Annotated in this window: 24 protein-coding genes; 10 read left to right on the forward strand and 14 right to left on the reverse strand. The window is 59.5% G+C overall.

Going from position 1 to position 25,378, the window contains the following annotated elements:
• Positions 1-3 precede the first annotated feature (3 nt).
• The 5 genes from murA (at position 4) to HGT1_RS17260 (ending at position 4,157) form a co-directional block, all read left to right on the forward strand.
• Positions 4-1,275, forward strand: a complete 1,272-nt coding sequence (gene murA, locus HGT1_RS17240; protein WP_176251197.1) for a UDP-N-acetylglucosamine 1-carboxyvinyltransferase — start codon at positions 4-6, stop codon at positions 1,273-1,275.
• Positions 1,272-1,748 (forward strand): DUF2948 family protein, encoded by a 477-nt coding sequence (locus HGT1_RS17245; protein WP_176251198.1) that lies wholly within the window; start codon positions 1,272-1,274, stop codon positions 1,746-1,748. Before murA ends, HGT1_RS17245 begins: the two co-directional genes overlap by 4 nt.
• Before the next feature lie 89 nt (positions 1,749-1,837).
• The gene (hisD, locus tag HGT1_RS17250) at positions 1,838-3,139 is read left to right on the forward strand and encodes a histidinol dehydrogenase (RefSeq protein WP_176251199.1); all 1,302 of its coding nucleotides are present in this window, start codon (positions 1,838-1,840) and stop codon (positions 3,137-3,139) included.
• A 73-nt stretch (positions 3,140-3,212) separates the two neighbouring features.
• Positions 3,213-3,692 carry a UPF0262 family protein gene (locus tag HGT1_RS17255; RefSeq protein WP_176251200.1) on the forward strand — a complete coding sequence of 160 codons (480 nt, stop codon included), beginning with the start codon at positions 3,213-3,215 and terminating at the stop codon, positions 3,690-3,692.
• Positions 3,693-4,157, forward strand: coding sequence for a low molecular weight phosphatase family protein (locus HGT1_RS17260; protein ID WP_176251201.1), 465 nt, complete (start codon positions 3,693-3,695; stop codon positions 4,155-4,157).
• A gap of 17 nt (positions 4,158-4,174) precedes the next feature.
• On the opposite strand, the gene HGT1_RS17265 is transcribed toward HGT1_RS17260, so the two are convergent.
• Complete coding sequence (locus HGT1_RS17265) at positions 4,175-4,534, reverse strand: hypothetical protein (RefSeq protein ID WP_255200255.1); 360 nt, start codon at positions 4,532-4,534, stop codon at positions 4,175-4,177.
• Between the two features lie 370 nt (positions 4,535-4,904).
• On the opposite strand from HGT1_RS17265, the gene lepA reads away from it, so the two are divergent.
• Entirely contained in the window at positions 4,905-6,704 is a 1,800-nt protein-coding gene (lepA, locus tag HGT1_RS17270; protein ID WP_176251202.1) for a translation elongation factor 4, read from the forward strand.
• 239 nt (positions 6,705-6,943) lie between these two features.
• Here the strand turns inward: lepA and HGT1_RS17275 are convergent, their stop codons facing one another.
• Positions 6,944-7,375 carry a hypothetical protein gene (locus tag HGT1_RS17275; RefSeq protein ID WP_176251203.1) on the reverse strand — a complete coding sequence of 144 codons (432 nt, stop codon included), beginning with the start codon at positions 7,373-7,375 and terminating at the stop codon, positions 6,944-6,946.
• A 113-nt stretch (positions 7,376-7,488) separates the two neighbouring features.
• Positions 7,489-7,998, reverse strand: a complete 510-nt coding sequence (locus HGT1_RS17280) for a transposase (protein WP_176251204.1) — start codon at positions 7,996-7,998, stop codon at positions 7,489-7,491.
• A gap of 70 nt (positions 7,999-8,068) precedes the next feature.
• Here HGT1_RS17280 and HGT1_RS17285 point away from each other — a divergent pair, with 70 nt between their 5' ends.
• Positions 8,069-8,566, forward strand: coding sequence for an alkylphosphonate utilization protein (locus HGT1_RS17285; RefSeq protein ID WP_176251205.1), 498 nt, complete (start codon positions 8,069-8,071; stop codon positions 8,564-8,566).
• On the opposite strand, the gene HGT1_RS17290 is transcribed toward HGT1_RS17285, so the two are convergent.
• Genes HGT1_RS17290 through HGT1_RS17320 form a run of 7 tightly spaced genes read right to left on the reverse strand, consistent with a single transcriptional unit; the run spans position 8,563 to position 15,032 of the window.
• On the reverse strand, positions 8,563-9,039 hold the full coding sequence (locus HGT1_RS17290; RefSeq protein WP_176251206.1) for a class I SAM-dependent methyltransferase: 477 nt from the start codon (positions 9,037-9,039) through the stop codon (positions 8,563-8,565). The two genes, HGT1_RS17285 and HGT1_RS17290, sit on opposite strands and share 4 nt — an antisense overlap.
• Positions 9,026-9,799 (reverse strand): polysaccharide deacetylase family protein, encoded by a 774-nt coding sequence (locus tag HGT1_RS17295; RefSeq protein ID WP_176251207.1) that lies wholly within the window; start codon positions 9,797-9,799, stop codon positions 9,026-9,028. The genes HGT1_RS17290 and HGT1_RS17295 overlap by 14 nt, the downstream gene beginning before the upstream one ends.
• Complete coding sequence (locus tag HGT1_RS17300) at positions 9,796-10,938, reverse strand: glycosyltransferase family protein (RefSeq protein WP_176251208.1); 1,143 nt, start codon at positions 10,936-10,938, stop codon at positions 9,796-9,798. The genes HGT1_RS17295 and HGT1_RS17300 overlap by 4 nt, the downstream gene beginning before the upstream one ends.
• On the reverse strand, positions 10,935-11,516 hold the full coding sequence (locus HGT1_RS17305; RefSeq protein ID WP_176251209.1) for a histidine phosphatase family protein: 582 nt from the start codon (positions 11,514-11,516) through the stop codon (positions 10,935-10,937). Before HGT1_RS17305 ends, HGT1_RS17300 begins: the two co-directional genes overlap by 4 nt.
• Positions 11,513-12,589, reverse strand: coding sequence for a glycosyltransferase family 4 protein (locus HGT1_RS17310; RefSeq protein ID WP_255200256.1), 1,077 nt, complete (start codon positions 12,587-12,589; stop codon positions 11,513-11,515). Before HGT1_RS17310 ends, HGT1_RS17305 begins: the two co-directional genes overlap by 4 nt.
• Positions 12,589-13,830: a glycosyltransferase family 4 protein gene (locus HGT1_RS17315; RefSeq protein WP_176251210.1), complete on the reverse strand. Its 1,242-nt coding sequence runs from the start codon at positions 13,828-13,830 to the stop codon at positions 12,589-12,591. Before HGT1_RS17315 ends, HGT1_RS17310 begins: the two co-directional genes overlap by 1 nt.
• On the reverse strand, positions 13,827-15,032 hold the full coding sequence (locus HGT1_RS17320) for a glycosyltransferase family protein (protein WP_176251211.1): 1,206 nt from the start codon (positions 15,030-15,032) through the stop codon (positions 13,827-13,829). The genes HGT1_RS17315 and HGT1_RS17320 overlap by 4 nt, the downstream gene beginning before the upstream one ends.
• A 392-nt stretch (positions 15,033-15,424) precedes the next feature.
• On the opposite strand from HGT1_RS17320, the gene HGT1_RS17325 reads away from it, so the two are divergent.
• Together HGT1_RS17325 and HGT1_RS17330 are read left to right on the forward strand one after the other, a co-directional pair.
• Entirely contained in the window at positions 15,425-17,860 is a 2,436-nt protein-coding gene (locus HGT1_RS17325; RefSeq protein ID WP_176251212.1) for a mechanosensitive ion channel domain-containing protein, read from the forward strand.
• 66 nt (positions 17,861-17,926) lie between these two features.
• Positions 17,927-18,697 (forward strand): MBL fold metallo-hydrolase, encoded by a 771-nt coding sequence (locus HGT1_RS17330; protein WP_176251213.1) that lies wholly within the window; start codon positions 17,927-17,929, stop codon positions 18,695-18,697.
• Between the two features lie 94 nt (positions 18,698-18,791).
• Here the strand turns inward: HGT1_RS17330 and HGT1_RS17335 are convergent, their stop codons facing one another.
• Genes HGT1_RS17335 through HGT1_RS17350 form a run of 4 tightly spaced genes read right to left on the reverse strand, consistent with a single transcriptional unit; the run spans position 18,792 to position 24,649 of the window.
• Entirely contained in the window at positions 18,792-19,946 is a 1,155-nt protein-coding gene (locus tag HGT1_RS17335; protein WP_176251214.1) for an ABC transporter permease, read from the reverse strand.
• Positions 19,946-20,971: an ABC transporter permease gene (locus tag HGT1_RS17340; protein ID WP_176251215.1), complete on the reverse strand. Its 1,026-nt coding sequence runs from the start codon at positions 20,969-20,971 to the stop codon at positions 19,946-19,948. Before HGT1_RS17340 ends, HGT1_RS17335 begins: the two co-directional genes overlap by 1 nt.
• Positions 20,968-22,887, reverse strand: coding sequence for an ABC transporter substrate-binding protein (locus tag HGT1_RS17345; RefSeq protein ID WP_176251216.1), 1,920 nt, complete (start codon positions 22,885-22,887; stop codon positions 20,968-20,970). Before HGT1_RS17345 ends, HGT1_RS17340 begins: the two co-directional genes overlap by 4 nt.
• On the reverse strand, positions 22,880-24,649 hold the full coding sequence (locus HGT1_RS17350) for an ABC transporter ATP-binding protein (RefSeq protein ID WP_176251217.1): 1,770 nt from the start codon (positions 24,647-24,649) through the stop codon (positions 22,880-22,882). Before HGT1_RS17350 ends, HGT1_RS17345 begins: the two co-directional genes overlap by 8 nt.
• 154 nt (positions 24,650-24,803) lie before the next feature.
• Between HGT1_RS17350 and HGT1_RS17355 the strand changes: the two genes are divergently transcribed.
• On the forward strand, positions 24,804-25,292 hold the full coding sequence (locus HGT1_RS17355; protein ID WP_176251218.1) for a class I SAM-dependent methyltransferase: 489 nt from the start codon (positions 24,804-24,806) through the stop codon (positions 25,290-25,292).
• Positions 25,293-25,378: the final 86 nt, after the last annotated feature.

Raw genomic sequence — 25,378 nt, forward strand, 5'->3', positions numbered from 1 at the left:
ACGATGGATTCGATTGTGGTCAAAGGCGGCGGCGCGCTGTCGGGACAAATTCCGATCGCAGGGGCCAAGAACGCATGTCTGACCCTGATGCCGGCCTGTCTGCTGTCAGAAGAACCCTTGACGCTGACAAATGCGCCGCGCCTTTCCGACATTCGCACCATGACCGAATTGCTGCGCTCGCTTGGGGCCGAAGTCACCTCCATGCAGGACGGTCAGGTGCTGGCGATGTCCTGCCACGGCGCAATCAACACCCGCGCCGAATATGACATCGTGCGTAAAATGCGGGCGTCCAATCTGGTGCTTGGCCCGCTGCTGGCACGCGAAGGCCATGCACAGGTGTCGCTGCCCGGCGGCTGTGCCATTGGCGCGCGTCCGATGGATATTCACACCGACAGCCTCGAACTGATGGGGGCCCAGATCGACCTGCGCGACGGTTACCTGCATGCCAAGGCGGCGGGCGGAAAACTGAAAGGCGCTGTGATTGATTTCCCCTTTGCCAGCGTCGGGGCCACGGAAAACATCATGATGGCCGCGACATTGGCCAAAGGCACGACGGTGATCAATAACGCGGCCCGCGAACCTGAAATCGTCGATCTTGCCGATTGCCTGCGCGCCATGGGGGCGCAAATCGACGGCGACGGCACCAGCCGTATCGAAATTCAGGGCGTTGACCGTTTGCACGGTGCCACCCACCGCGTCGTGACCGACCGGATCGAACTGGGCACCTATATGCTGGCCCCCGCCATTTGCGGCGGCGAGGTCGAATTGCTGGGCGGTCGCATCAACCTGCTGCAAGCGTTCTGCGAGAAACTGGACGCCGCGGGCATTGATGTGATGGAAACCGAAAAGGGCCTCAAGGTTGCCCGTCGCAATGGGTCGATCCAGGCGGTGAATGTGACGACCGAACCTTTCCCCGGTTTCCCCACCGACTTGCAGGCACAGATGATGGCCCTGCTATGCACCGCGCAGGGTACCTCGGTGCTGGAAGAAAAGATCTTTGAGAACCGCTTCATGCACGCGCCCGAACTGATCCGCATGGGGGCCGAAATCGAAGTCCACGGCGGCACCGCGACAGTGACCGGCGTCAAAAAGCTCAAGGGCGCACCGGTGATGGCGACCGATTTGCGCGCCTCGGTGTCGCTGATCCTTGCTGCGATGGCCGCCGAAGGCGAAACCAAGGTCAGCCGTGTCTATCACCTGGATCGCGGCTACGAACATGTCGTGGCCAAACTGCGCGGCGTCGGTGCCAACATCGAGCGGATCAAAGACCAATGACCCGGGATCAGGACGCACGTTTCGAAGACGGCCGCGAGGCACCCTTGAACCTTGGTGCCCTGGATGCCGAGGATCTCAAAGTGATCTCGTCGCTCACCCAAGACGCGGTGTTCCCTGCCTCTGAAATGCGCTGGCACCAGAAGGGCGCGCGTTTCGCCTTGCTGCTGAACCGCGTGCGCTGGGAAGACAACGGAAAAACCCGCCATGCGGCAGAGCGTGTGCAGTCGGTCCTGATGTTCAACAACGTGCAGCGTGTATCGACCCAAGGGGTCACCAAGGGCGACGCCGACACGATCCTGTCGCTGCTCCAGATCGAATTCAAAGAAACCGACGCACCATCGGGGGATGTCCTTTTGACCCTCGCCGGTGACGGTGCGATCCGGCTGAGCGTCGAAGCGCTCGAGGTGACCTTGAAAGACGTGACCAAACCCTATGTTGCCCCGTCCCGCAAGCTGCCGGAACATCCGGTCTGACCTGCTTCTCTGGCTCTTAAATATCCAAAAACAACATTCCCTTGCAAAGCCCCGCCCGATATCGGGCAACCGGCTGAAAAGGACATCAAATGCCCCAGTTTCTAGACCATTCCCAGCCTGATTTCGAAGCCGCCTTTACAGCCCTGCTGTCGGCCAAGCGCGAAGAAAGCACGGATGTCGACGATACAGTCGCCGACATCATCGCGCAGGTCCGTGAAAACGGCGATGCCGCCGTGATTGCGCTGACCCAGCAGTTCGACCGCATCGCCCTGACGCCTGACACCCTGCGCATCACGGCTGCCGAAGTCGACGCCGCCGTGGCCCAGGTCTCGGCCGAGGACCGCGCCGCGCTGGAACTGGCCGCCACCCGCATCCGCGATTACCATGCCCGCCAACTGCCCGAAGACGCGGAATGGACGGATGCGGTCGGCGCGACCTTGGGCTGGCGCTGGACGGCTGTGTCGGCTGCGGGTCTCTATGTGCCCGGCGGGCTTGCCAGCTATCCGTCGTCTGTGTTGATGAACGCGATACCAGCCAAGGTTGCAGGGGTGGAGCGTCTGGCGATGGTGGTGCCGACACCTGACGGCATTCTCAATCCGCTGGTCCTGCTGGCCGCGCGCATCGCGGGTGTCGATGAAATCTACCGGATTGGTGGCGCGCAGGCTGTTGCGGCGTTGGCCTATGGCACCGCCACAATTCCGCCCGTCGACAAGATCACCGGGCCGGGCAATGCCTATGTCGCCGCAGCCAAGCGCCGCGTGTTCGGCAAGGTCGGCATTGATATGATCGCGGGCCCGTCCGAGATTTTGGTGATTGCCGATGGCGATAACGATCCGGACTGGATCGCCCTTGATCTGCTGTCGCAGGCCGAACATGACGAAAGCGCGCAATCCATTCTGATCACGACTGATGCGAGCTTTGGCAAGGCCGTCGCGGCAGCCGTTGAAAAACGTCTTGAGACGCTTGAGCGGCGCAAGATCGCGGGTGCAAGCTGGCGCGACAACGGGGCGATCCTCACGGTTCCGGATCTGGCCGTTGCTGCCAAGCTCAGCAACCGCATCGCCCCCGAGCATCTTGAACTATGCGTGGCGGATGTGGATGGTTTGAGCGCGCAAATCACCCATGCCGGCGCGATTTTTCTGGGCCAATGGACGCCCGAGGCCATCGGCGACTATATCGGCGGTCCGAACCACGTCTTGCCGACGGCACGGTCGGCGCGGTTCTCTTCGGGGCTGTCGGTGCTTGATTTCATGAAACGCACCACACTTGCCCGCATGACACCCCAAGCCTTGCGCGCGATCGGGCCATCTGCTGAACGGCTTGCCCGCTCCGAAAGCCTCGAGGCCCACGGCCTGTCGGTCACCGCCCGTCTGGGCAAGCTGAATTTGTGACGCCGCGACCAGATTGAACAACCCATTTGGGCGGTCTATGGTCGCCCGAACCTAAGTATGAATTGAGAAGCCAATGTCTCGGATCACGCATATCGTGCTTGACGACGCAAACCTGCCGCCGCCCACGCCCGAGATCGAGCAGGAACGCAAAGTCGCGTTGTTTGACCTGCTCGAAGAGAACGTTTTTTCCCTGCCGCGCAGGGATGACCGCCCCGTGCCTGAAGGGCCCTATCATCTGGGGCTTTCGATCCGGGACAAACGTCTGGTGTTTGATGTGAACACCGAAAAGGATGAAAAAGCGGCGGAATTCCATTTGTCGCTGGGGCCGTTCCGGCAGGTCGTCAAAGACTATTTCCAGATTTGCGAATCCTATTTCGAGGCGGTCAAGAAATCCGCCCCCGCACAGATCGAAACCATCGACATGGCCCGCCGTGGCATCCACAACGAAGGGTCGCGGGTGCTCCAGGAGCGTCTGGAAGGCAAAGCCGAGATTGACACAGACACGGCACGACGTCTTTTCACCCTGATCTGCGTCCTGCATTACGGCGGATAGATGGTCGAAAAACTGCCCCAATCGGTGCTGTTTTGCTGCGATCACAACGCGGTCCGGTCCCCTATGGCCGAAGGGTTGATGAAAAAGTTCTACGGCACGGGCACCTATGTCCAATCCGTCGGCGTCATGAATGATCTCGAGATTGACGGCTTTTCAATCGCCGTTTGTCAGGAGCTGGATGTCGAACTGTCGCGCCACCGGTCGCGCAGCTTTGACGAGATGGAAAACTGGGGTGACGATCTAAGCTCGTTCGATCTGGTCATCGCGCTAAGCCCCGCCAGCCAGCGCCGCGCGTTGGAACTGACGCGTTTCTATCACCTGGCTGTGGAATATTGGCCAATCCTTGATCCCACAGGGTTGGGCGAAACCCGCGAAGCAAAGATGGCGCAATACCGCGCGGCCCGCGACCAGATCAAAGACCGGCTGATTGCCCGTTTCGGAGAGCCGACCTGCCCCGATAGTTAAACCTCAAGGGCGGCAGTTCACGCCGCGCTGCACAGGGTTTGCGCCGTGTTGCCATAGGCTTTCCATGCGGCCCAGAAAGCATTGTCGCTGGCGCGGTCGGATTGGCGTGCCTGTTGCAGAATATGGGGGTCTTTGAACACCTGAACGCCGCGGCGCTGGTCTGATGCCGAAAGCTCGCGGTCTGCAACCGCCTGGATGCAGCCACAACGCGCCCGGCTGGCCTGCTTGCGCCCGGCCGCCAGACAGGCCGAATTGATCGGTCCGGTGGCGAATAAAACCGCCCCGCCACCATAGCCGCCGCTGGGGTTATAGCCGCGCGGCCCGCCACAGGCTGCCAAAGCGGACAGCGCACAGATCATCGTAAGAATTCGTACCATTCGAGTGCCCCATTTTTGGCGCGCCGGGTTGATCCCGTTTGCTGGCCTTCTGCTGTGGCAACTATGCAGGAAAACAAAGGAGGGGGCAATTCACGAATGGTTTGTCCTGCCGCGCTTAGCGATCACAGAAACGGGAGCCGGTTTCTTTGCAGTGCTTAGCGGCATTTCCAGTGTTTTCGGCTGCGTCCAAAGGTATGCGCAGCGCCGTTTGCGCTGATGCGGCACATCGCGTCCATGCTGGGTGCAAGCCAAGCGTTTGTGCCTGTCGCAGGCGAAAAATCGATTTCTGCCGCGCAACAGCCCAATCATCCGCACGCAAGGCCAATCCGCCCCATTGACCAGCGCTCAAATCCGCACCATATCCCTCAACATGACACCACTTTCACACATCCGCAATTTCTCCATCGTCGCCCATATCGACCATGGTAAATCCACGCTCGCTGATCGCCTCATCCAAGAGACGAACACAGTCGCCTTGCGCGATATGAAAGAGCAAATGCTAGACAGCATGGACATCGAACGCGAACGGGGCATCACGATCAAGGCCCAGACCGTGCGGATCGATTATACCGCGCTTAACGGCGAGAATTACGTTCTCAACCTGATCGACACCCCCGGTCACGTCGACTTTGCCTATGAGGTGTCGCGGTCCATGCGCGCCGTTGAAGGGTCTTTGCTGGTTGTGGACAGCACCCAGGGCGTCGAAGCGCAGACATTGGCCAACGTGTATCACGCGCTGGATGCGGATCACGAGATCGTGCCGGTCCTGAACAAGATCGACCTGCCCGCCACCGATTGCGACCGTGTGGCCGAACAGATCGAAGACGTGATCGGCATCGATGCCTCAGAGGCGATCCGCGTGTCGGCCAAGACCGGTGTCGGCATTGTCGAAACCCTCGAGGCCGTCGTGCACCGTCTGCCTGCCCCCAAGGGTACGCTGGACGCGCCGCTGAAAGCGATGCTGGTTGATTCGTGGTACGACAGCTATCTGGGCGTGATCGTTCTGGTGCGCATCATGGATGGTCAGCTGAAAAAGGGCGACCGCATCCGCATGATGCAGAACGGGTCTGTGCACCACGTTGACCGCATCGGCGTCTTCCGCCCCGCGATGACCGAAATTGACGTGCTGGGACCGGGCGATATCGGCTTTCTCACCGCGTCGATCAAACAGGTCCGCGACACCCGCGTCGGTGATACCATCACCCACGAGAAAAAAGGCTGTGACAAGGCATTGCCGGGCTTCAAGCCTGCGCAGCCTGTGGTGTTCTGTGGCCTGTTCCCCGTGGACGCTGCCGAATTCGAAGACCTGCGTGACAGCATCGAAAAACTGGCGCTGAATGACGCGTCTTTCAGCTTCGAGATGGAAACCTCGGCCGCACTTGGTTTCGGCTTCCGCTGCGGGTTCTTGGGCCTGCTGCACCTCGAGGTGATCCGCGACCGGATCGAACGCGAATATGACATCGACCTGATCACCACCGCCCCGTCGGTTATTTACGACATCCACATGAAAGACGGCACCGTCACGCAGTTGCACAACCCTGCCGACATGGTCGATCTGACATTCGTGGACCACATCGAAGAGCCGCGCATCAAGGCGACGATCCTTGTGCCCGATGACTATCTGGGCGACGTTCTCAAGCTGTGCCAGGACCGTCGTGGCATCCAGATGGACCTGACCTATGCGGGCAGCCGCGCGATGGTGGTCTATGACCTGCCGCTGAACGAAGTGGTCTTCGACTTTTACGACCGTCTGAAATCGGTGACCAAGGGCTATGCGTCCTTTGACTATCAGATGATTGGCTACCGTCAGGACAATCTGGTGAAAATGTCGATCCTTGTGAACGACGAACCTGTGGATGCCCTGTCAACCATGGTCCACCGCGACCGCGCCGAGATGCGCGGCCGTGCGATGGTCGAAAAGCTCAAGGACCTGATCCCGCGCCACATGTTCAAGATCCCGATCCAAGCGGCCATCGGCGGCAAGGTCATCGCCCGCGAGACACTGTCAGCGATGCGCAAGGACGTGACGGCGAAGTGTTATGGCGGCGACGCCTCGCGCAAGCGCAAGCTGCTGGACAAGCAGAAGGCCGGTAAGAAGAAGATGCGCCAGTTCGGTAAGGTGGATATCCCGCAGGAAGCTTTCATCAGCGCACTGAAAATGGACGGGTAAAAAGCACTTAAGGTCAGCAGCTTTTAGCTGCTGACCTTAAGTGACGGTGGGAACGCGTATTGCAAAGCAATGCGCGTTCCCACTGGGTGCGGGTGGCCTCTAATGCGGACTCGAGACCACGGGAACAATGTGGCGATGGACTGTGATCGGTAACCTGTTTTCAATCTTTCCAATCATACCTAGTAAGATCAAATAAATCCGGTCTGCGTCTAATACTGCTTCGCTTACAACTTCTTTGGTTATCGCTTCTCTATTTTTCGTATAGTTTGGTTCATTCTTACTTCCTGTGTTCCTTGGGTAGTCAACACGCAGAAAATCACCTTTGCTGCAAAAAAAAACGCACCGTGGACAGCGATGTGACGGTTCGATGTAAATCTTGTGAGCCAGTCACAGAGAACTAACAGATCTTTATTGAACCCGAATTCAACCGCCGCGTTGGCAGACGACCTAAGTTTCTTTATTAGATCTTTGGTGGGAAGTTTTCGGATTCTGCTATAATGAGTATACCAGTCATCCTCTGATGATAACTCTCCTTTCAAGCAAACTACCAAAGCGGCGGTTACCAATTCGATATGGGCGCAAGTTTGCAGGTAGGTGCCTAAGTCATAGAGAAACTCCTTGGGGAGGATGCCCTCAACGTGTAATTTGGAACGTTTGTTGATATCGGTCATGATTGCGATGCTAATTTAACATTTAGTTGGCGGCGATAGTGATCTTACAGTCGGAGTGAATAGCGTGGGTGAAACCCACGCTTAACCCCCTCAACCATGCGCAACGGTGGGTTTCACCCACCCAAAGCCACAAATTCCCCACGCCGGATCGCCCGATGGACCGATGAATGTGGCCACGCGTCGGGGCGCTCGACAAACCCATGTTTGACGGGGTTCCAATGGCAATACCCCACGTGGGCTGCAAAATCTGCTTCGTCCCGGATGAAATGCTCCCAAAACCGCCGCTGCCAAATACCTGCTTCACCTTTGCGGCGTTTGCTCGGGCTTTGCGGTAGGGTGGGGTTGAACCCCACCCTACGCACCTCGCGGGTGAATCGCGATTTGATGGCACCCCACCGGACCGAGAAATCCGCATCACCGCACGGCAGCGTCCATACCGTGTGCAGATGGTCCGGCAGCACCACAAATGCGTCGATCTGAAAGGGGCGTTCGGCCATCGTGAACCGCACGGCCCTGCGCAGCGCGGACACCTCGCGCAGCAGCAGGTCAGACGCTCGGTCAGCTAGACAGACGGTGAAAAAATAGGTGCCTCCGGGCACATGGATGCGGCGGTATGCGCTCATGGTTTCAGGCTCTATGATTTTGGTTAACAACCCATTGCGCCCCGCACAGCGCCGCCCTAAACCTCACCCCATGACATGCCCCCTTTGCACAGCAGATGCCCCGCTCGTTTCCGTCCCCGTCACTGGCGGCCCCGCTGACGCGAGCGTCGATATTTGCGGCCTCTGCGCTGATCCGCAAACGCCTGCCGATCACTTCCGTCCCCTCGCGTCGACGATGTGGACCGAGGATGCAGCGCTTCAGGTCTATGCGGCGCGGACGCTCAAGCGGCTGGATACCGATTGGTCGCGCGATCTGCTGGAGCAGTTGTATCTGGATGACGAAACCCAGATCTGGGCCGATAACGTGGCCGCCCCGACGGATCACAAAGACAGCAACGGGGTGCCGCTAAGCCAGGGCGATACGGTCGTGTTGATCAAGGATCTGCCCGTCAAAGGCGGCGGTTTTACGGCCAAGCGTGGCACGGCGGTGCACCGCATTTCACTGGTGCAGGACAACCCGGCCCATATCGAAGGGCGCGTCGAGGGCCAGCGGATCGTGATCCTGACCGAGTTCGTCAAAAAGCGTTAGGCGCGGTAAAACAGATAGCGCTTGGCATCGACGCTGTCGGGGCCTTTGATCGGGTCAAAGCCTTCCATCGGATCTTGGGAAATGATCAACCCGCCGGGTGCCATCAGGGGGGCGATATGTTGGCTCATTTTTGTGCTTAGTGCTGTGTCATGGTCTGCGACGCCGATGCCCAGCTCATAATGGACAAGGGCAAGCCGGACCCCTGCGCGCGCCAGTTGTTGCAGCATTTCAGCTGCGTCGCCTTGCAGAAAATCGCTGCGGGGGGGCACGCAGGACGGATGGGCATTCATTTCGCGGTCGATGACCCAGATGCGGCGATCCGGCAGTTGTTGGCGTAGGTGGTCAAAGGTGCGCCCGTTGCCCAAGCCCAGTTCCAGCACGTCGCCTTTGATGTCCGCAATCTGGTTTGCGGCCCAGTTTAATCCATCGATTTGCGCGCTCAGCCGGCGGCGCATTGATTCAAGTCTGCTCATGCGGTGTGTCCTTTTCGGGTCTGGAAAGGTCGGCGGGCGTGGCACCCCCGTCCAACAGCGTGGTAAGGCAGCTTTGACTGAAATCCCAGATATCTTCGTCATGCACCAGATGGTGGGTCAGAAAACCCATGGGTTCGGTCGCATCGGTGATGCCCTGCCTGCGGTCTTGCAGCAGTTTCACCATATGCGCGACCAGTTCATCCGTGGGCGCAAGCCCGCGAGTGCCACGCCAGAAAATCGGGTCGATATGGGTATTGATCTGCGCAAGTCCGGGTGCGGCCCATGTGTTCTTGCGCGGCAGGTATGTCGACACCCCGACATAGCCCAAGGCCGCAAGATCGGGCAGCAGCGCGCTGTCCAACCGGTTCCACGGCGGCACAAAGATCGGCAGGAAGTGATCTGCAAACAGCAGTTTCATCCGGTCAATGGCACGGCCCGCATCGCCAAGCGCTGCCTCGCGGGGGTGGCCGAATTCGGCTTTCTTGTGCCCCTCGGGGGCGTGGCTGACATGTTGCCATCCATGAACGAGCGGGATCACCTGATCCTGATCCGCACAGAACTTTGCCAATGACGGCTGCGCCAGCTTCGGAATAACGGCGGCATGGACGGGCAGGCCCAGCGTGTTTGCCAGCGCCGTCAGGCGGTCCAGCGCTGGCGTGGGTTCCACCGCGTCATCATCGCGCCACCAGATCGGCAGGGGGCGCTGCTCTGCGCGCCAGAGGGCCAGTTCCGAATTCAGGGGGGACCAATCTGTTTTCATCGCTGTTCCCCGCGCATTGCTAGCGTGATGCGCACAGTTTCGACGGCCCCGTCAAAACCGTCGATGCGCGGGGCCCGTCGGGGGGCATCCAGCACCGCTGTCACGGCCCCCAGCAGGGTTTCCGCCGACAGGTTGGAATTGCGCAGAACGCCGATGCCGTCCAGTTGCGCCAAAGCGTCGGCGCGCAGGCCTTGTTCGACTTCGCTGCCTGCATCAAAGGGGATGAACACCGCCGCTGCACCGCTTTGCAGGATATCCAATGCGGTGTTGTAGCCACATAAGGACACCGACGCTGCGGCATGATACAGCATCTGCCGGAATTCAGGGCGTGCGGGTTCGATGATCACATTTGCAGGCGCGTCCCGCATCAAATCACCGCTGCGCTTTGCGGCGTCTTGCCCGCCCAGCAACAGCCGCCACTGCCGCTGATCGGGATCCAGTCTGGCGGCAGCAAGGGCCGCGTCAAACACATGTTGACCAACGTCACCACCGCCCGCGCTTACGATGATCTCTCCCGCGCCCAGCCCGTCCGGATGGGCCGCAGCGGGCGGGGGGGCGACATATCCGGTATAGCGCAGCTTGGCCTCCAAGGCATCCGACACGGGCCAGCTAAGCGACAGCGGCGCAACCTCGGCATCGGAATGCACCAGCACAGCGTCATAGAATTGTGCGACCAGATCATCGGCAAGGGCGGCTTTGGCAGGTTTTGACGGCGGGGCAAGGATATCGCGCACCGACGCGCAGATCAGCGGTGGGTGGGGTAGGGCCTTTGCGGCGTCCAGCAGGGCAGTAAACTCTGCCCCAAGGATACGTCTGCCAAAGGGAAACAGTTCGGTTATCAAAACATCGGGCTGGTACGACTGAACGGTCGCGGTCAGCATCTTGATGCGGGCGTCAAACAGGGCTGGTTCGGCCTCGGCTCCATCGCCATCCAGCAGCCGTGCGAAATTCACCCCGTCAGACCGGAGCGGCGGGAGCTGGACCATCTTGATCCCGTCACTGGTCAACTGGGATGCGGCCATGCCGCCGGTGACAACGACCGTATCATGCCCTGCGCTTTGGTAGGCGCGCGCCAGCGTCAGGGCGCGGGCCAGATGGCCGGTCCCCAGCAGATGCGTGACGATGATGCAAACTTTCATAGGCGGTGGTCCAGTCGGATTTGGTCGGGGGATGCCTGCCATCCGGTTGGGTAAATCTCTATCAGATATAGGCGGTTCCGTTTGACCTGAAAGGGGGGATCGCCCTTGAAATCCCAGCCCAAGGCATGGGCCAGCAGAACCCGCATGACCCCGATATGGCACACAGCGACGGTATTGCGGGTCAATCCGTTGGCCCAAGGCACCAGCCGGGACCGCAGATGTGCGGGGCTTTCGCCGCCGGGGGGCGTGTAATCCCAGCCCCAATATTCAATGTCGCGAAACCCGCTGGACGGATCCGCTTTCAGGTCAATGCCACGCAGGCCTTCCCATGCGCCCCAGTCCATCTCCATCAAGGCGGGGCTGGTCTGCGGCGGTCTGCCTGCGACCAGTTCGGCGGTTTGCACTGCACGGGCCAGCGGGCTTGAAACCAGATCGGCACTGTCCCACGGCGCGGGCAGGGACAGACCGGCAAGCTGCGCGCGGGCATCGTCGTCCAGCGGAATATCGGTGCGCCCCTGAATGCGGCCTGCGCGGTTCCAGTGGGTGTGGCCGTGGCGCAAAAGGGCAAGCTGGATCATCGGTGAACTCCGCAGGTCGCAAGGGCGGCAAACAAGGTCTCAGCGGCGGCGGGCAGCAGGTGGTGCGCTGCCACATGGGCTTGGGCCTGCGTGCCAAGACGTTGCCGAAGCGCAGGATCGGACAGCAACCCTTGCAGCCGCGCGGCGAGCGGGGCGATGCCGTCCTCGGGCTTGGGGTAATCACCGGGGGCCAGCACATCGCGCACACCGGGTCTGTCCTGCGCCACCACGGGCAAGCCGGCGGCCTGCGCCTCAAGATAGGCAAGGCCAAAAGCCTCGTTCACCCCCGGCCAGAACAACAGCGACGAGGTGCGATAGACGCCTTCCAAGGCGACTGCATCCAGCTGGCCCAGAAACTGCACCGCCGGCCCGAACGGTGCCATCAGGCGTTCAACCTTGGCGCGCGCCCGCCCGTCCCCTGCAATGCGCAGCGACCAGCCATCGTTTGGCAACTGCGCCAATGTGTCGGCGATGATCTGATACGAGGCCAGCTTGTCCCCCTCGCGCATCATCCCAACGGCCAGCATTGGGCCAACCGGCGCAACCGCCGTGTCGACGCTGTCGCGCAACAGAAAGGGCGGCAGGTGGATCAACCGCTGGCGTCCGGCGCGGTCCCGATGCAGCGTTTCGGCATCGCGGTGGGTGAAATAAAAGATGACATCCGCAGCATCGCTGGCAGCTTCGGCCGCTTGGGCGAAGGCGGCCCAAGAGCCTGACAGACGTTTGCGGGCGCGTGTCGCCTCGATCAGCAGATAGGGAATGCCCAAGGCCCGCGCGACCGAGGGGCCGATCAGATCGGGGGCCTTGTAGTAGTTGTGGTAGGTGACCCAAGCCCGCCAGCCTTCGGTCTGGCCCAACACCGTCAGGCGGGCGATTTCTGCTTGCGCTTGTGCCAACAGATCGCGTTGCAGGGCCGCATCGCCCGCGCCGTCACGGGACCGCAACGTACTGGCCATTGTCACTGTCGCCCCGCCATATTCAAACGCCGCAATCAGGGCGCGTGCCATTGCACGGTCCCCCGACGGGTTCGGATGATCGGGGGCCTTTAGCGGGGCATAGAACGCAAGGCGCATCAGGCCGTTAGGGCCAGCATCGCCCCAAGCCGCTGGTGAAGCTGGCGAATGCCGGGGGCCATGGTGAATTCGGCGTGCAGGCGCGTGTGCGCGGCCTCGGCCAGTCGGGGGCCAAGATCGGGATCGGCGGCGAAATCTTGCATCGCCCCGGCCAGCGCGGCGGGGGCATCGTCACTAAGAATGCCGCTGACGCCGCTGTCGATAAATTCGGGGATCGCGGATACAGGGGTGCTGAGGATCGGGAGCTTCTGGCTTGCGGCTTCCATCAAGACATTGGGCAAACCGTCGCGGTCGCCATCCTTGGCAATGCGCGACGGCAGAACGAAAAGATCGGCCTTGCGCATCTCGGCAATCACCTCGGGCTGGTCACAGGCACCGCGCCAGATAATGCGGTCGTTGATGCCGTGATCGCGGGCGCGTTTTTTCATCTCGTCCGACAGGGTGCCGCCGCCAATATGGGTCCAGTGCCAGTCCAGCGTCTTTGGCAGCAGCGCCAGCGCGTCGATCAGATTGTCAAAACCCTTTTTCTCGACCATGCGGCCAACAGACATCATCTGGAAGGGGGCGGCTGGGCTGCGCGTTGCGCGTATCGGTGCGTCAGGAAACCGCGACAGGTCGAGCCCGTGATAGACCAGATCGATCCGGCCGGGGTCAGCGGCCAGATCACGCAGATGTTTTGCGCCAAATTCGGTGCAGGTCGCCCCGAAAGCAGCCCCGTGCGTGGCGGGGTCCAGCTTTTCGCGCAATTCCCATTCCGGCGATGTCCAGATGTCCTTGGCGTGGGCCGAAAAGCCCCACGGGAGATCCCGCAGGATCGCCGCATAGCGCGCGACCGAGGACGGGGTATGCAGGAAATGCGCATAAATCCCGCGGGTGTCAGCGGGCAGTTCATGGGCCATCACGCAGGCCTGCCCGAAACGGCGGCGGCGGTTGGGAGTGTCATCGCGGGCCAGATCACGCTCGAATGCATCAAACGCTTGGGCATAGCCGGGCATGGATTGCGCGGCCTCGCGGGCTGCGGCAACGCGGGCCGGATCATCGCGCAGGTATTCGGGAAGATAGCGCACCTTTGCGCGCAGACGGTCATGCAGCGGGTGGGTTTTAACGTCGGTCGGGTGGCGCAATGACCAGATGTCAAAGCGCAAACCGGCCTCTTCAAGGGCGACAAGCTCTTGGGCGATAAACGTCTCGGACAGGCGCGGCCAGCCTTTGACGACAACCGCAAGAGGGGTCTGGGTCATTCCGCGTCATCCATCAGGATGGCGGCGCGTTCTATCACCACTTTCAAACCGTCAAGGATACCATCGGCCCCCGCTTCGGAGGGTTTGTTCTGCTGCGGCAAATGCCGGATCGCGGCAATCATCGCGTCTGCAGTCATGCCATCGCGCTTTTCATCCAGCATCCGCACAAGGCCCAGCTCTTCGGCGCGGCTGGCCCTGATCCACTGTTCCAGACGCGGGACGGTGCGCGGCACGATCACGGCACGTTTGTCAAAAGACAGCACCTCGCAAAAGGTGTTGTAGCCGCCCATGCACACAACGCCCTCGGCCCCGACGAACAAGGCTTCGATCCGGCTGTCAAAGCCGACAGCCGTGACCCGCCCGTTCAGTTTCTCAACGCGTGCATCAAAGGCGTCGCGCACATCACCTGACAGGAAGGGGCCGTAAATCAGAACCGCATTGGGGGCAAGATCGGGGTCTTTTTCATAAGCTTCCAGCACCAGCGACACCATGGCAGCCCCGTCGCCGCCGCCGCCCGGTGTGATCAGCACATAGGGGTGTTCGGGAAGATCAACTTCGTCGCTGGTTTCACGGCGCAAATAGCCGGTCCAGTGCATCCGGCTGCGGGTTTTGTCCGACAAGGCCAGCCCTTTGGTCGGGTCATAGATATCGCGGTCGCCATAGACCCAGATTTCGTCATAAAAGTTTTCGGTCGCTTCAATCGCGTTCTTGCGGTCCCATTCAGCGGCCAGCACCTTGGGTTCATCCAACACATCGCGCAGGCCCAGAACTGTTTTGGCTTTGCCATGGTCGCGCAGGAATTCGAGGCTGGGGATCAGTTCGCCGCGAAAGCCCGATGGTTCCTTGTCCACGATCAACAGGTCGGGTTCATATTTTTCGATGGCGGTTTTGATCAGCCCCGACCGAAGCGCGGTGATTTCGTCGATATCCAGCCCCAGGGTCTGCGACACATAGGTCCCGTCAGCCAGTTTGGTCACACCGGGCAGACGAATATGGTCAACGCGTTCGGGAAATGTAAACCGCCCCGCCACAGGGGAGCCGGTCAATATGATCGCTGATGCAGTATCATCGCCTGCGGTCAGGGCGGCGGCCAATGCGCGGGACCGGCGCAGGTGCCCCAACCCGAACGTATCGTGGCTGTAAAACATGATCCGGTGCGAAAGCTTCCCTGCAAGCGCGGGTTTTTTGGGCAATTGGCTCATTCGCCGGTCCTAACTTGGTTTGAAAGCCTTACGTCACAGATCTTAACCTGTTTTGCGAAAGAACCCTCAAATGTCAAAAACAACTTCGCCGCTACGGGTGAAACTGGATGATCTGTTGTGGCAATTTGTTCAATGTTTCAAACTCTGTGCGCAATGCGATCAGCTGGACACGGCAATTGCCGGATGTGAGGTTGAACATAGGTGGTCCTTTTTCGGGGCGCGCGACGCCAGCGCGCTGATAATTGCTAGCATGATCAAACAGTTCTTGCACCTTGGAAATATACCGAAGCCGCTCGTGCGTGGCCTGTTGAGGTGGGGTCAGATCGCATGATTGCAATAGCATTGGCGCTGGCATAGCGTCTTTTGAGCCATTTTCGGTCAAGCGAGGCATTATGCGGCACCTGTTTTTATCACTTCTTTTGTCGTTCATGCTGGCCGCAATCGGTCACGAGGCAACCGCGCAAGGGTTGCAATCGCTGTTTCCGTCCGCGCAATCGACAGCCAGCGCGGATGACACCCGCATTGAGGAGGTCATCAAACAGGCCGCCGAAAACGGTGTGGGCGTGGTGGTGATCGACAGCACGGGCAAACTACTTAATCAGGTGGATGCACCCGCTGCGACGTCGGCAAATGGCGGTCTTGATAATCCGGAGGCTGACCAGGAACATTCGGCCTTGATGCAGCTTCAAGAGCGCACGAACGGGTTTCGCCGCGCCTTGATTACCCGCATCGTGCAATTGCCGGACGCAATCAACGAAGTGCTGTACATCTTGCGTGCTGCCAGCCCGGACGGCACGCTTTGGGCCTTTGGCAAGGCATTGCTGATTTCGCTGGGGCTGTTCGGCATCGGGGTGATCGTCGAACGAGAGGTCTTTGGCAAACGCTTCGCCCGAAGCTTTGTCACGGCCCGCGTCATGGATAATCCGGTCGGTTATGCCGAAAAGATGCCGTTTCTGGTGTTCCGGTTTTTTATGGGCGTTATCGGTATTCTGGTGTCGATGGCTGTTGCCTATCTGCTGGGCTGGATCATCTTTGGCGGGCTGGAAGACACCGCCATGCAATTTACCGTCACCCTGATCAACATCGGCTATTTCATCTGCCGGTTTTTTGCCGGGCTTTGGCGGATGATCCTGTCCCCTTTCCTCGCGCAATACCGCATTCCGGTTTTCAACGACCGCGATGCGAAAAGCTTGCATCGCTGGCTATGGATTCTGGCAAGCCTTGATACCTGCGCGATCCTGTTCGGCATGTGGATCGCCGAACTGGGCCTGAACTATGACGTCTACGCCTTTATCGCGTCTTTGATGTCCGCTTTGATCGTGCTGGCCAATATCTTGATGGTTTATGTAAACCGACGCGCCATTTCAAACGCGTTGCGTCACGGCAAGCCCGCCGATGAAGTCAGCTTTGTCGCGCGGCTGTTGTCGAAAGTCTGGGCCCCTGCCATTGTTGTCTATGTGCTGTTTGCCTGGGTCGAACTGACCTATGATCTGGTGCTGGAAAACCCCAGCTCGATCCCGTTGATCGCGGGGGCCTACGGGATCATCGTGTCGATCATTGTCGTTTACGGGGTCATCAACTTTGGTATCGAACGCGGCTTTGCGCGGGCCCGCAACATGCGCCGGCTGAACGAGATCAGGGATGAACAGGCCGCCGTCCGCGATGCCGCCGGACAGGCCGGAGAACCCGGCGATGCAGCATTTGATACCAACGAGGCCGCGCGGCTTGCTTTGGCCGAAGAACAGGCGCGTGCAAAGATTCTGCCCCGCCGTTCGCTGAATACATTCGAAGCGCTGGCCAGACGGGTCGCAGCCATTCTGGCCTTTGTCGCGGGGGCCTATGCGTTCTTTTTCATATGGGACAATGAAAGCGCGCAAATGGTCGAAAGTCTGGCAGACCGTTTGCTGGATATTATGGTCATCCTCTTTATCGGCTATGTCGTGTATCACGCCTTTCGGATCTGGATCGACACCAAGATCGAGGCAGAAGCCGGTGACCAGCCCGAAGCCGAACTGGGCGACGAGGGCAGCGGCGCTTCCTCTGCCAGCCGCCTTGCCACGCTGCTGCCGCTGTTTCGCAATTTCATTCTGATCGTTGTGGTGGTCACCATTGTGCTGATTGTCCTGATGGAATTCGGCATCAATGTGGGTCCCTTGTTCGCAGGTGCCGGTATCGTGGGCGTCGCGGTGGGCTTTGGCTCGCAGGCGCTGGTGCGCGATATTTTCGCGGGTGCGTTCTTTTTGTTCGACGATGCGTTTCGCAAGGGCGAATATCTGGATGTGGGCGGGGTCAAAGGCACGGTCGAAAAGATATCAGTGCGGTCCTTTCAACTGCGGCACCATCTGGGGGCGTTGCACACCATACCATTTGGCGAATTGCAGGTCATGACGAATTATTCGCGCGACTGGGTGATCATGAAACTGCCGTTGCGGGTGACCTATGACACAGACGTTGAAAAAGTCCGCAAGCTGATCAAGAAACTGGGGGTCGAGTTGCTGGATGATCCGGTGATCGGCGAGAATTTCATCCAGCCGCTGAAATCCCAAGGCGTGATTGAAATGCAGGATTCAGCGATGATCATCCGGGTCAAGTTCATGACCAAACCCGGCGATCAATGGCTGGTCCGCAAACGGGTCTACGAGGAAATCCGGTCGCTGTTCGAGCGCGAAGGCATCCGCTTTGCCCATCGCGAAGTCACGGTGCGTCTGGCTGATGGCAAGGTCGACAGCCTGAGCGACCAGGAGCGCAAGGCGGTCACTGCGGCGGCTCAAGCCTCCATCGAGGAAGACATGATGGAGGCGCCTGAACCAGGTGGGGATGATCGTTAACATATCTGTGATTGAAATGTGTCTGATGCGGCCTAGTTGAAGGCCCAGCTTTAACAGGAGGTTCAAATGACCCATTCCAGACGCCAGTTTCTAGCCACATCTGCTGCTGCGGCAGGTGTGATCACCATGTTGCCCTATGCCGCGCAGGCGGCCGCCCACGGTGGCCACATGTTCCCGGTCAAGGGGGGCGAGGTCAAAGTCCATCCCGTCGATCACGCATCCTTTGTGATGGAGACACCGGTCGGGGTGATCTATAACGATCCGGTAGGTGACGCCGCAAACTATGCCGATTTTCCGGCCCCTGATCTGATCTTGATTACCCACGAACATGGCGATCACTATAACGCGGACACGCTTGCCGCTGTAGTCGGCCAGAACACACAGATCATCGCAAACCCGGCTGTATTTGAAATGCTGCCCGATGCGTTGAAGGCCCGGGCCACCCTGTTGGCCAATAGCCATGTCGCGATGTTCAATGGCGTGATTATCGAGGCGGTTCCGGCGTATAACACCACCGAAGAGCGCAAGAATTTCCACCCTATGGGGCGCGACAACGGCTATGTCGTGAACCTGCCGGAATTCCGCGTGTATATTTCGGGCGATACAGAAGGCACGCCAGAAATGCGCGCCTTGGAGAACATCGATCTGGCATTTGTCTGCATGAACCTGCCGTTTACCATGGATGCAGAGGCCGCAGCCGCTGCGGTGTCGGAATTCAAGCCGTCGTTTGTCTATCCCTACCATTTCCGCGGGCGTGACGGTGGCACGCAGGATCCGGCAGAGTTTGCCAAGATGGTTGCACAAGGTACCGAAGTTAAGATTGCGGACTGGTACTGATTTTTCCGGTTTCCGGTTGCCTTTGGCAACCGGACCGATGCGGGGGGCCAACCCCCCGCGCCCCCCGGGATATTTTCGAGCCAGAGAAGGGGTTTTAGGTTTTGTAGGGGTCCAGGCAGGCACGCAACCCGTCGCCAAGGAAGTTGAAGGCCAGCACCACCACGATGATCGGCAGCATCGGGATGGCCGTCCACCAGTAGATTTCGATGCTCGCCAGATTTTGCGCATCGTTCAGCATGACGCCCCAGCTGACAGCCGGTGCGCGCAGGCCGAGCCCCAGAAAGCTGAGGGCGGTTTCACCGAGGATCATCGCGGGGATAGACAAGGTTGCACTGGCGATCAGGTGTGACATGAAATTTGGCAGCAAATGTTTGCGGATCACCCGCGAAGGTCTGGCCCCCATCATTTCCGCCGCTTTCACATATTCCTCTTCGCGCAGGCTCAGGAATTTGGAGCGGACAGCGCGGGCGAGGCCGGGCCAGTCCAGAATTCCAAGTATGATCGAGATGATAAAGAACACCGAAACCGGACCCCAGTTGGACGGTACGGCGGCTGAAAGCGCCAGCCAGAGGGGCAGTTCGGGGAGCGAGCGCAGGATTTCGATCATGCGGTTGACGATCCAGTCGGTCTTGCCGCCGAAATATCCCGCCAGCGCGCCAAAGAAGATCCCCAGCACAAAGGAAACGGTTATCCCGATCAGGCCGACGGTGAGGGAAAGTTGTGCGCCGAACAATATCCGGCTGAACACATCGCGGCCCAGACGGTCAGACCCCCACAGGAACACGGTCGCGCCTTCGGGGGCACAGAACAGGTGGGTGTCGGAGGGGATCAGCGCGAAAATATGGTAGGTTTCGCCCTTGCAGAAGAACTCAAGTTTGCGCGGTTTGGTCTCATCCGTTTCGTAGACCCAGCGGAAGTTGACCAGATCAGCGGTGCCTGTCGTTTCATAGACATAGGGGCCGATGAAATCACCTTCGTGCCAGAAATTGATGCTTTGTGGTGGCGAATACAGATGTTCGGCATTGCGCTCGTTGGGGGTGTAGGGCGCAATGAAACCGGCAATCGGCAGGATCAGATAGCAAAATGCCAAGAACAGCCCTGACACCAGCGCCAGCTTGTGGCGGCGGAATTTGCGCCACATCAGCCGGGCAACCGAGGCATCCATATCCGAGCGTTCTGGCGCAGAGTGATCGACGACATCCACCCAGGGGGTCGTGTCGATAAAGCGGTTATCGGGTTGAGTTGCCATTATCCACGCGCCCCATAGCGGATGCGCGGGTCAAGCAGGACCAGCAGCATGTCAGAGATCATCGTGCCGATCAGCGTCAGCAAGGCCACGAACATCAGGATAAAGGCCGCAAGGAACTGATCCTGGGATTTGAGCGCGATCAGCAGCGACGGGCCGATGGTTTGCAGGCCCAGCACAACCGATACCAGAACCGAGCCCGAGATCATCGCAGGCAGCAGGTTGCCGATGTCGGCGACAAAGGGGTTGAACGCCATGCGCAGGGGATATTTCGCCAGCAGTCGCGCGGGGGCCAGTCCCTTGGCTTTGGCAGTGTCGACATAGGGTTTGCCCAATTCGTCCAGCATGTTCGCCCGCAGCCGCTGCATCATGGCGGCAGCGCCGGCGGTACCGATCACAAAGGTCGGGACAATCAGATGCAGCAGGATCGACTGGACCTTGGCCCAAGACATCGGTTCGCCCTCAAGTTCCGGTGCCATGAGCCCGCCAATGGGCAGGTCGAAATAGCGGTGCCCGTAATAGAACAGGATCAGCGCCAGCAGAAAGTTCGGCGTGGCAAGGCCAAGGTAGCCGATAAAGCCGGCGGTATAATCGACCCATGTTTCGGATTTGGCCGCCGCCAGCACGCCCAGAGGCAAGGCGATAAGATACACAAACAAAACCGCAGCAAGGTTCACCAACACCGTCATCCACAGGGCGTTGCCGACGATTTCAGCAACGGGGCGGTCGAATTCAAAGGACCAGCCGAAGTTCCCCTGCAGCAGCCCTGCGTATCCTTGCGGGCCCGGTGCTGCACCTGCCCAGATCAGATATTGTTTCCAGATCGGCTGGTCGAGCGCATATTCGTGGCGCAGGAATTCGGCCTTGGCCACACCTTCGACCTGACCTGTGGCGCGCAGTTCGGCAATCTGGTTAGACAAATAGTCACCCGGCGGCAGGTTGATGATGACAAAGACCAAGACGGACACAACCGCGAGGGTCAGGAGCATGGTGATGAAACGCCAGACTGCGTATCTAAGAAAGATCATCGGCTTACCTGTACTAGTGGGTCTTCGAGATAGAATTCATCAATCCGGTGGATGCCGAAATGCGCGCCCGGATCATAGGCCCAGACACCATTTTCTGGCACATTCTTGAGCCGGTTGGACACGACAATGGGTTGCGGCGCTTCGGATAGAATGCCGATGGCGAATTGCTGGTCGGCGTGGATCTCAAGCATCCGGTCCCAGATTGCTGTGCGTTCTTGCGTATCATCGGTGCGGGTCCAGCTTTCTGCCAGATCCATCAGTTCTTGGGCGGGTTGCAGATCGGGGGCTTCGCCCGATTGGCCCATGGTCTGGTAATATTGTCCCCACATCGGCCAGGCAAAGAATTCCTGATTGGTCGGGGCCAGATATTTGGGCGATGTTGCCGGGCCGGGGAGGCCGTTATCCCAACCGAACCAGACGGCGGCCATCGTCGTGCCTGCGTAGATGCGATTGCGCAGGATGTCGCGGTCCAGCGGGCGCATGATCAGACGGATACCAAGGTCGCGCCAGGTATCGGTGATGATCGCCAGTGCGTTTTCTTCTTCGCTGCGTTCGCCTGCGGTTTCCACGACGAATTCCATCGGCCGGCCATCGGGCAGTTTGCGCAGACCCGATGGCATGCGTTCGGTCAGGCCCATCTCATCCAGCAGCGCGTTTGCAGCGTCGATGTCCAAGGCAGCCCATGCGTGCAAATCGGCCTCGTCGTACAGCACGCTTTGGGACAGGGCGGTCATCCCGCCTTCTTTGGCAAGGCCGAAATACAGCGCGCGGTTGATCATGCGGCGGTCGATACCAAGGCTAAGCGCGCGGCGGAACCGCACATCGCGCATGACGTCGCGCCAGACCGGATCGGCAAAATTCAGGTTCGGATAAATCGCAATCTGGCTGGCGGCACCATTGGCCCACAAAAAGACCTTGTATTTACCGCCGTCCACTTCGCCTTTTTTCAGGATCGAAATGTCAGGGAAATCCAGCCCGCGCGCCTGAAGGTCTACCTCGCCTGCGTTGGCCTTGGCCGCGATCAGGCCGCCGCCGACAACGTCCATGTTCACGACGTCGATATAAGGCAGCTGGATGCCGCGGCTGTCGATGCGGTGGTAATAGGGGTTTTTTACGAATAACTGGCGTGACCCGTCGCTGTCGCTGGTGTTCAGCCACGGCTGCAATGTCGGTTGTTGCGGGTTGTCGAATTTATACATGTTGTCGCGCTTGTTGTGCAGCGCGGCCCAGCTTTTCACCCTTGCGTCATCGACTTCGTCCGCAAGCTTTTCGGGATCGGCGAAATCGGCGTGAAACTGTTTCAGGTAATGGGCGGGGCGATAGATAAAGGGCGGGCTGGCCTGTGCCAGCAGGTGCAGGAAATCGGGGTTCGGATCGTCCCATTCAAACACGACCGTGAGCGGGTCGGGGAAGGTGACCCGGCCCAGTTTGTTTTCGACAAACATGAAATCAGGGGGGCCGCTGGGGGTGATCTCGGCGTTGTTGACGACGTTATCCCACCAGTATTTGAAATCATCCGACGTAAAGGGGGCACCGTCTGACCAGCGATGGCCGTTGCGCAGGTGCAGCGTATATTTGCGCCCCTGTTCCACATCGACGGATTTCAGAATGTCGGGGGCCAGCGAATAATCCGGCTGATACCCCACCAGCCGCGCATAGCCATAGACCACCATCTGCCGCACGTCTTTGGACCGCGACACCAAGGTGCGCAACGTGCCACCTTGCGTGCCGAAACTGCGCCCCTTTGCGGCCAGATCGACGATCAACGGCTCTTGGGGCAGGCGGCTCTCGATCGGGGGCAGGTTGCCGCTGTTGACCTCTTGCGCCCAGAACGAGCTTTCTTGCAACGGCGGCAAGGTCGTCTGCGCCCAAAGTGGCGTGGCGACAAGCGACAGGGCGAGGGCGAGCTTACGCATGGCATCTGACCTTGTGACCGGGTTCGAGTTCACGCAAAGCGGGGGCCTGCATGCCTTCAAAACGGTATTCTTCGGGCCACAGCTGCGGGGAACCGGCCCCCTTGGCCACCAGATCCAGATCAATGGGGCGGTTGATGTCAGGTTCTGGCTGGGCCGCGATCAACGCTTTGGTATAAGGATGCTGCGGATTGTAAAACAACGTATCGGGCGGGGCCTGTTCCACGATGACACCTGCACGCATGACGGCGACTTCGTCCGCGATGCGCGCGACGACGGCCAGATCATGGCTGATGAACAGATAGCTCAGGTTGGCGCGTTCGCGGATGTCTTCGAGCAGGGTCAGGATCTGGTCCTGCACCGATACATCCAAGGCCGAGGTGGGTTCGTCACAGATCAGCAATCTGGGGTCCAGCGTCAAAGCCCGCGCAATCGACAGGCGTTGCCGTTGCCCGCCCGAAAACGCGTGGGGAAAGCGGCGCAGCATGTTTGTGTCCAGACCAACCCAGCTTAACATCTCGGCGGCCTTGTCGCGCCGGTCAGCGGCTGACCCGATGCCGTGAATTTCCATCGGTTCTGTCAGCGCATCCTGAACCCGCATTCTGGGGCTGAGCGATGAATAGGGGTCTTGGAAAACCATCTGCGCCTGACGCTGAAACAAGGTGCGCTCGGTGCGGTCCATGTTGTGAATTGAAATCGGCTCCGCGCCCTTGTCGGGACGGAACAACACCTCGCCGCCTTCGTCAGGTGTTTCCGCGCCCATTGCGATGCGGGCACAGGTGGTTTTGCCCGATCCGCTTTCGCCGACGATGGCCAGGGTTTTGCCCCGCGAGACCTGCAAGTCCACGTTCTGGCAGGCGGAAACGGTGACCGGTTTGCGCCATCCGCCAGCCCGCATCGCATAGGTTTTCGACACGTTGCGCAGTTCAAGGATGACATCATCACGGACAGGCGGGCGGGCAGGGGTGGCAACCTGCGGGATCATCGGTGCCGCGGCAAACAGCTTGGCCGTATAGGGGTGCGCGGGGGCGCCCAGAACATCTTTGGCAAGGCCGCTTTCCATGACGCGGCCCTTGTTCATGACAACGACCTGCTGGGCCATATTGGCAACCACGCCCAAATCATGGGTGACAAGGATCACGCCCATGCCGGTGTCTTTTTGCAGGCTGCGGATCAGCCCCAAGACCTGCGCCTGCGTGGTCACGTCAAGCGCTGTGGTAGGTTCATCCGCGATCAGCAGTTCTGGCTTGGCGACCATGGCCATGGCGATCATCGCGCGCTGGCGCATCCCGCCGGACATTTCGAACGGATAGCTGCGCCACGCCCGCACAGGATCGGCGAACCCCACCTGTTCGAACTGTTCCAGCACGCAGCGCTTGGCCTCGGCCCGGCCCATGTTGCGATGCAACCGCAAGACTTCGGCCACCTGATTGCCCAAACGGTGCAGGGGCGACAGGGACCGCATAGGTTCCTGGAAAATCATCGAAATCCGGTCGCCTCGGATGGCGCGCATTGCCTTTTCCGGCAGCGACATCAGCTCGGCCGTTCCGGTTGATCCGTGAAACTGGATGGACCCGCGGCGCAGCTGTGCGGCTTCGGGCAGAATGCGCAGCACCGACCGGCATGTCAGGGTTTTGCCCGACCCGCTTTCCCCGACAAGCGCCAGCGTTTCCCCGGCGTTCACGCAAAAACTGACGCCGTCCACAATGGGTGCGGCATCACCAAACCCGACTGTAAGGTCGTTTACTTCCAAAAGGGCAGTCATTCGGGTCCAAACGCTTTAAAACAGATCACTATGTGATAGAGTGAAGCCGATAATCAGGGCGGCGTCTAGGGGCCTTGGTCTTTGGCATAAGGATGCTACCTTGAGGGGTGGCGTGACCACCGCGCAGCAAGCTGAAAATGAAAGTGATCCGAAAATGAGCCGTCTGGACGTATTTATCAATCGTATGGTGTCGCAGCGCGCCTGCCTGAATCATGCCGTCGAATTAACCAAAGGGCAGCCCGGTCCGGTGTTCGAACTGGGTTTGGGGAATGGCCGCACATTTCATCACATGCGAGAGATCATGCCCGAACGCGAGATTTTCGTTTTCGAGCGCGCAATCGCATCGAATCCCGACAGCACCCCTGCCGAGGATATGGTGTTTCTGGGGGATGTTTATGAAACCCTGCCAGCTGCATTAAAACGGTTCGGCCCCACGGTGCGGCTGATCCATGCTGATCTTGGGGGGCATGATCTGGCGAAAAACGATGCCTTTGCCAAAGCCCTGTCACCCTACATTGAGCCGCTGTTGGACCATGGCGGCATCATGGTTTCCAGTGACCGGATGTATTTCGATCACCTGCAAGAGATTCCCCTGCCAGCGGATGCAATTGAAGGGCGTTGCTTTATCTATCAGCGCGCCTGATGGTTCTGCTTTCTGGCTAAATAGCTGAATATAAACGAAATTAAATGCGCCGAAAGTGGAAAGTCATTTTCGGCGCACTATCCGCT

This window comes from Sulfitobacter sp. HGT1 (assembly GCF_013282155.1).
In the GTDB taxonomy this organism is placed as follows: domain Bacteria; phylum Pseudomonadota; class Alphaproteobacteria; order Rhodobacterales; family Rhodobacteraceae; genus Sulfitobacter.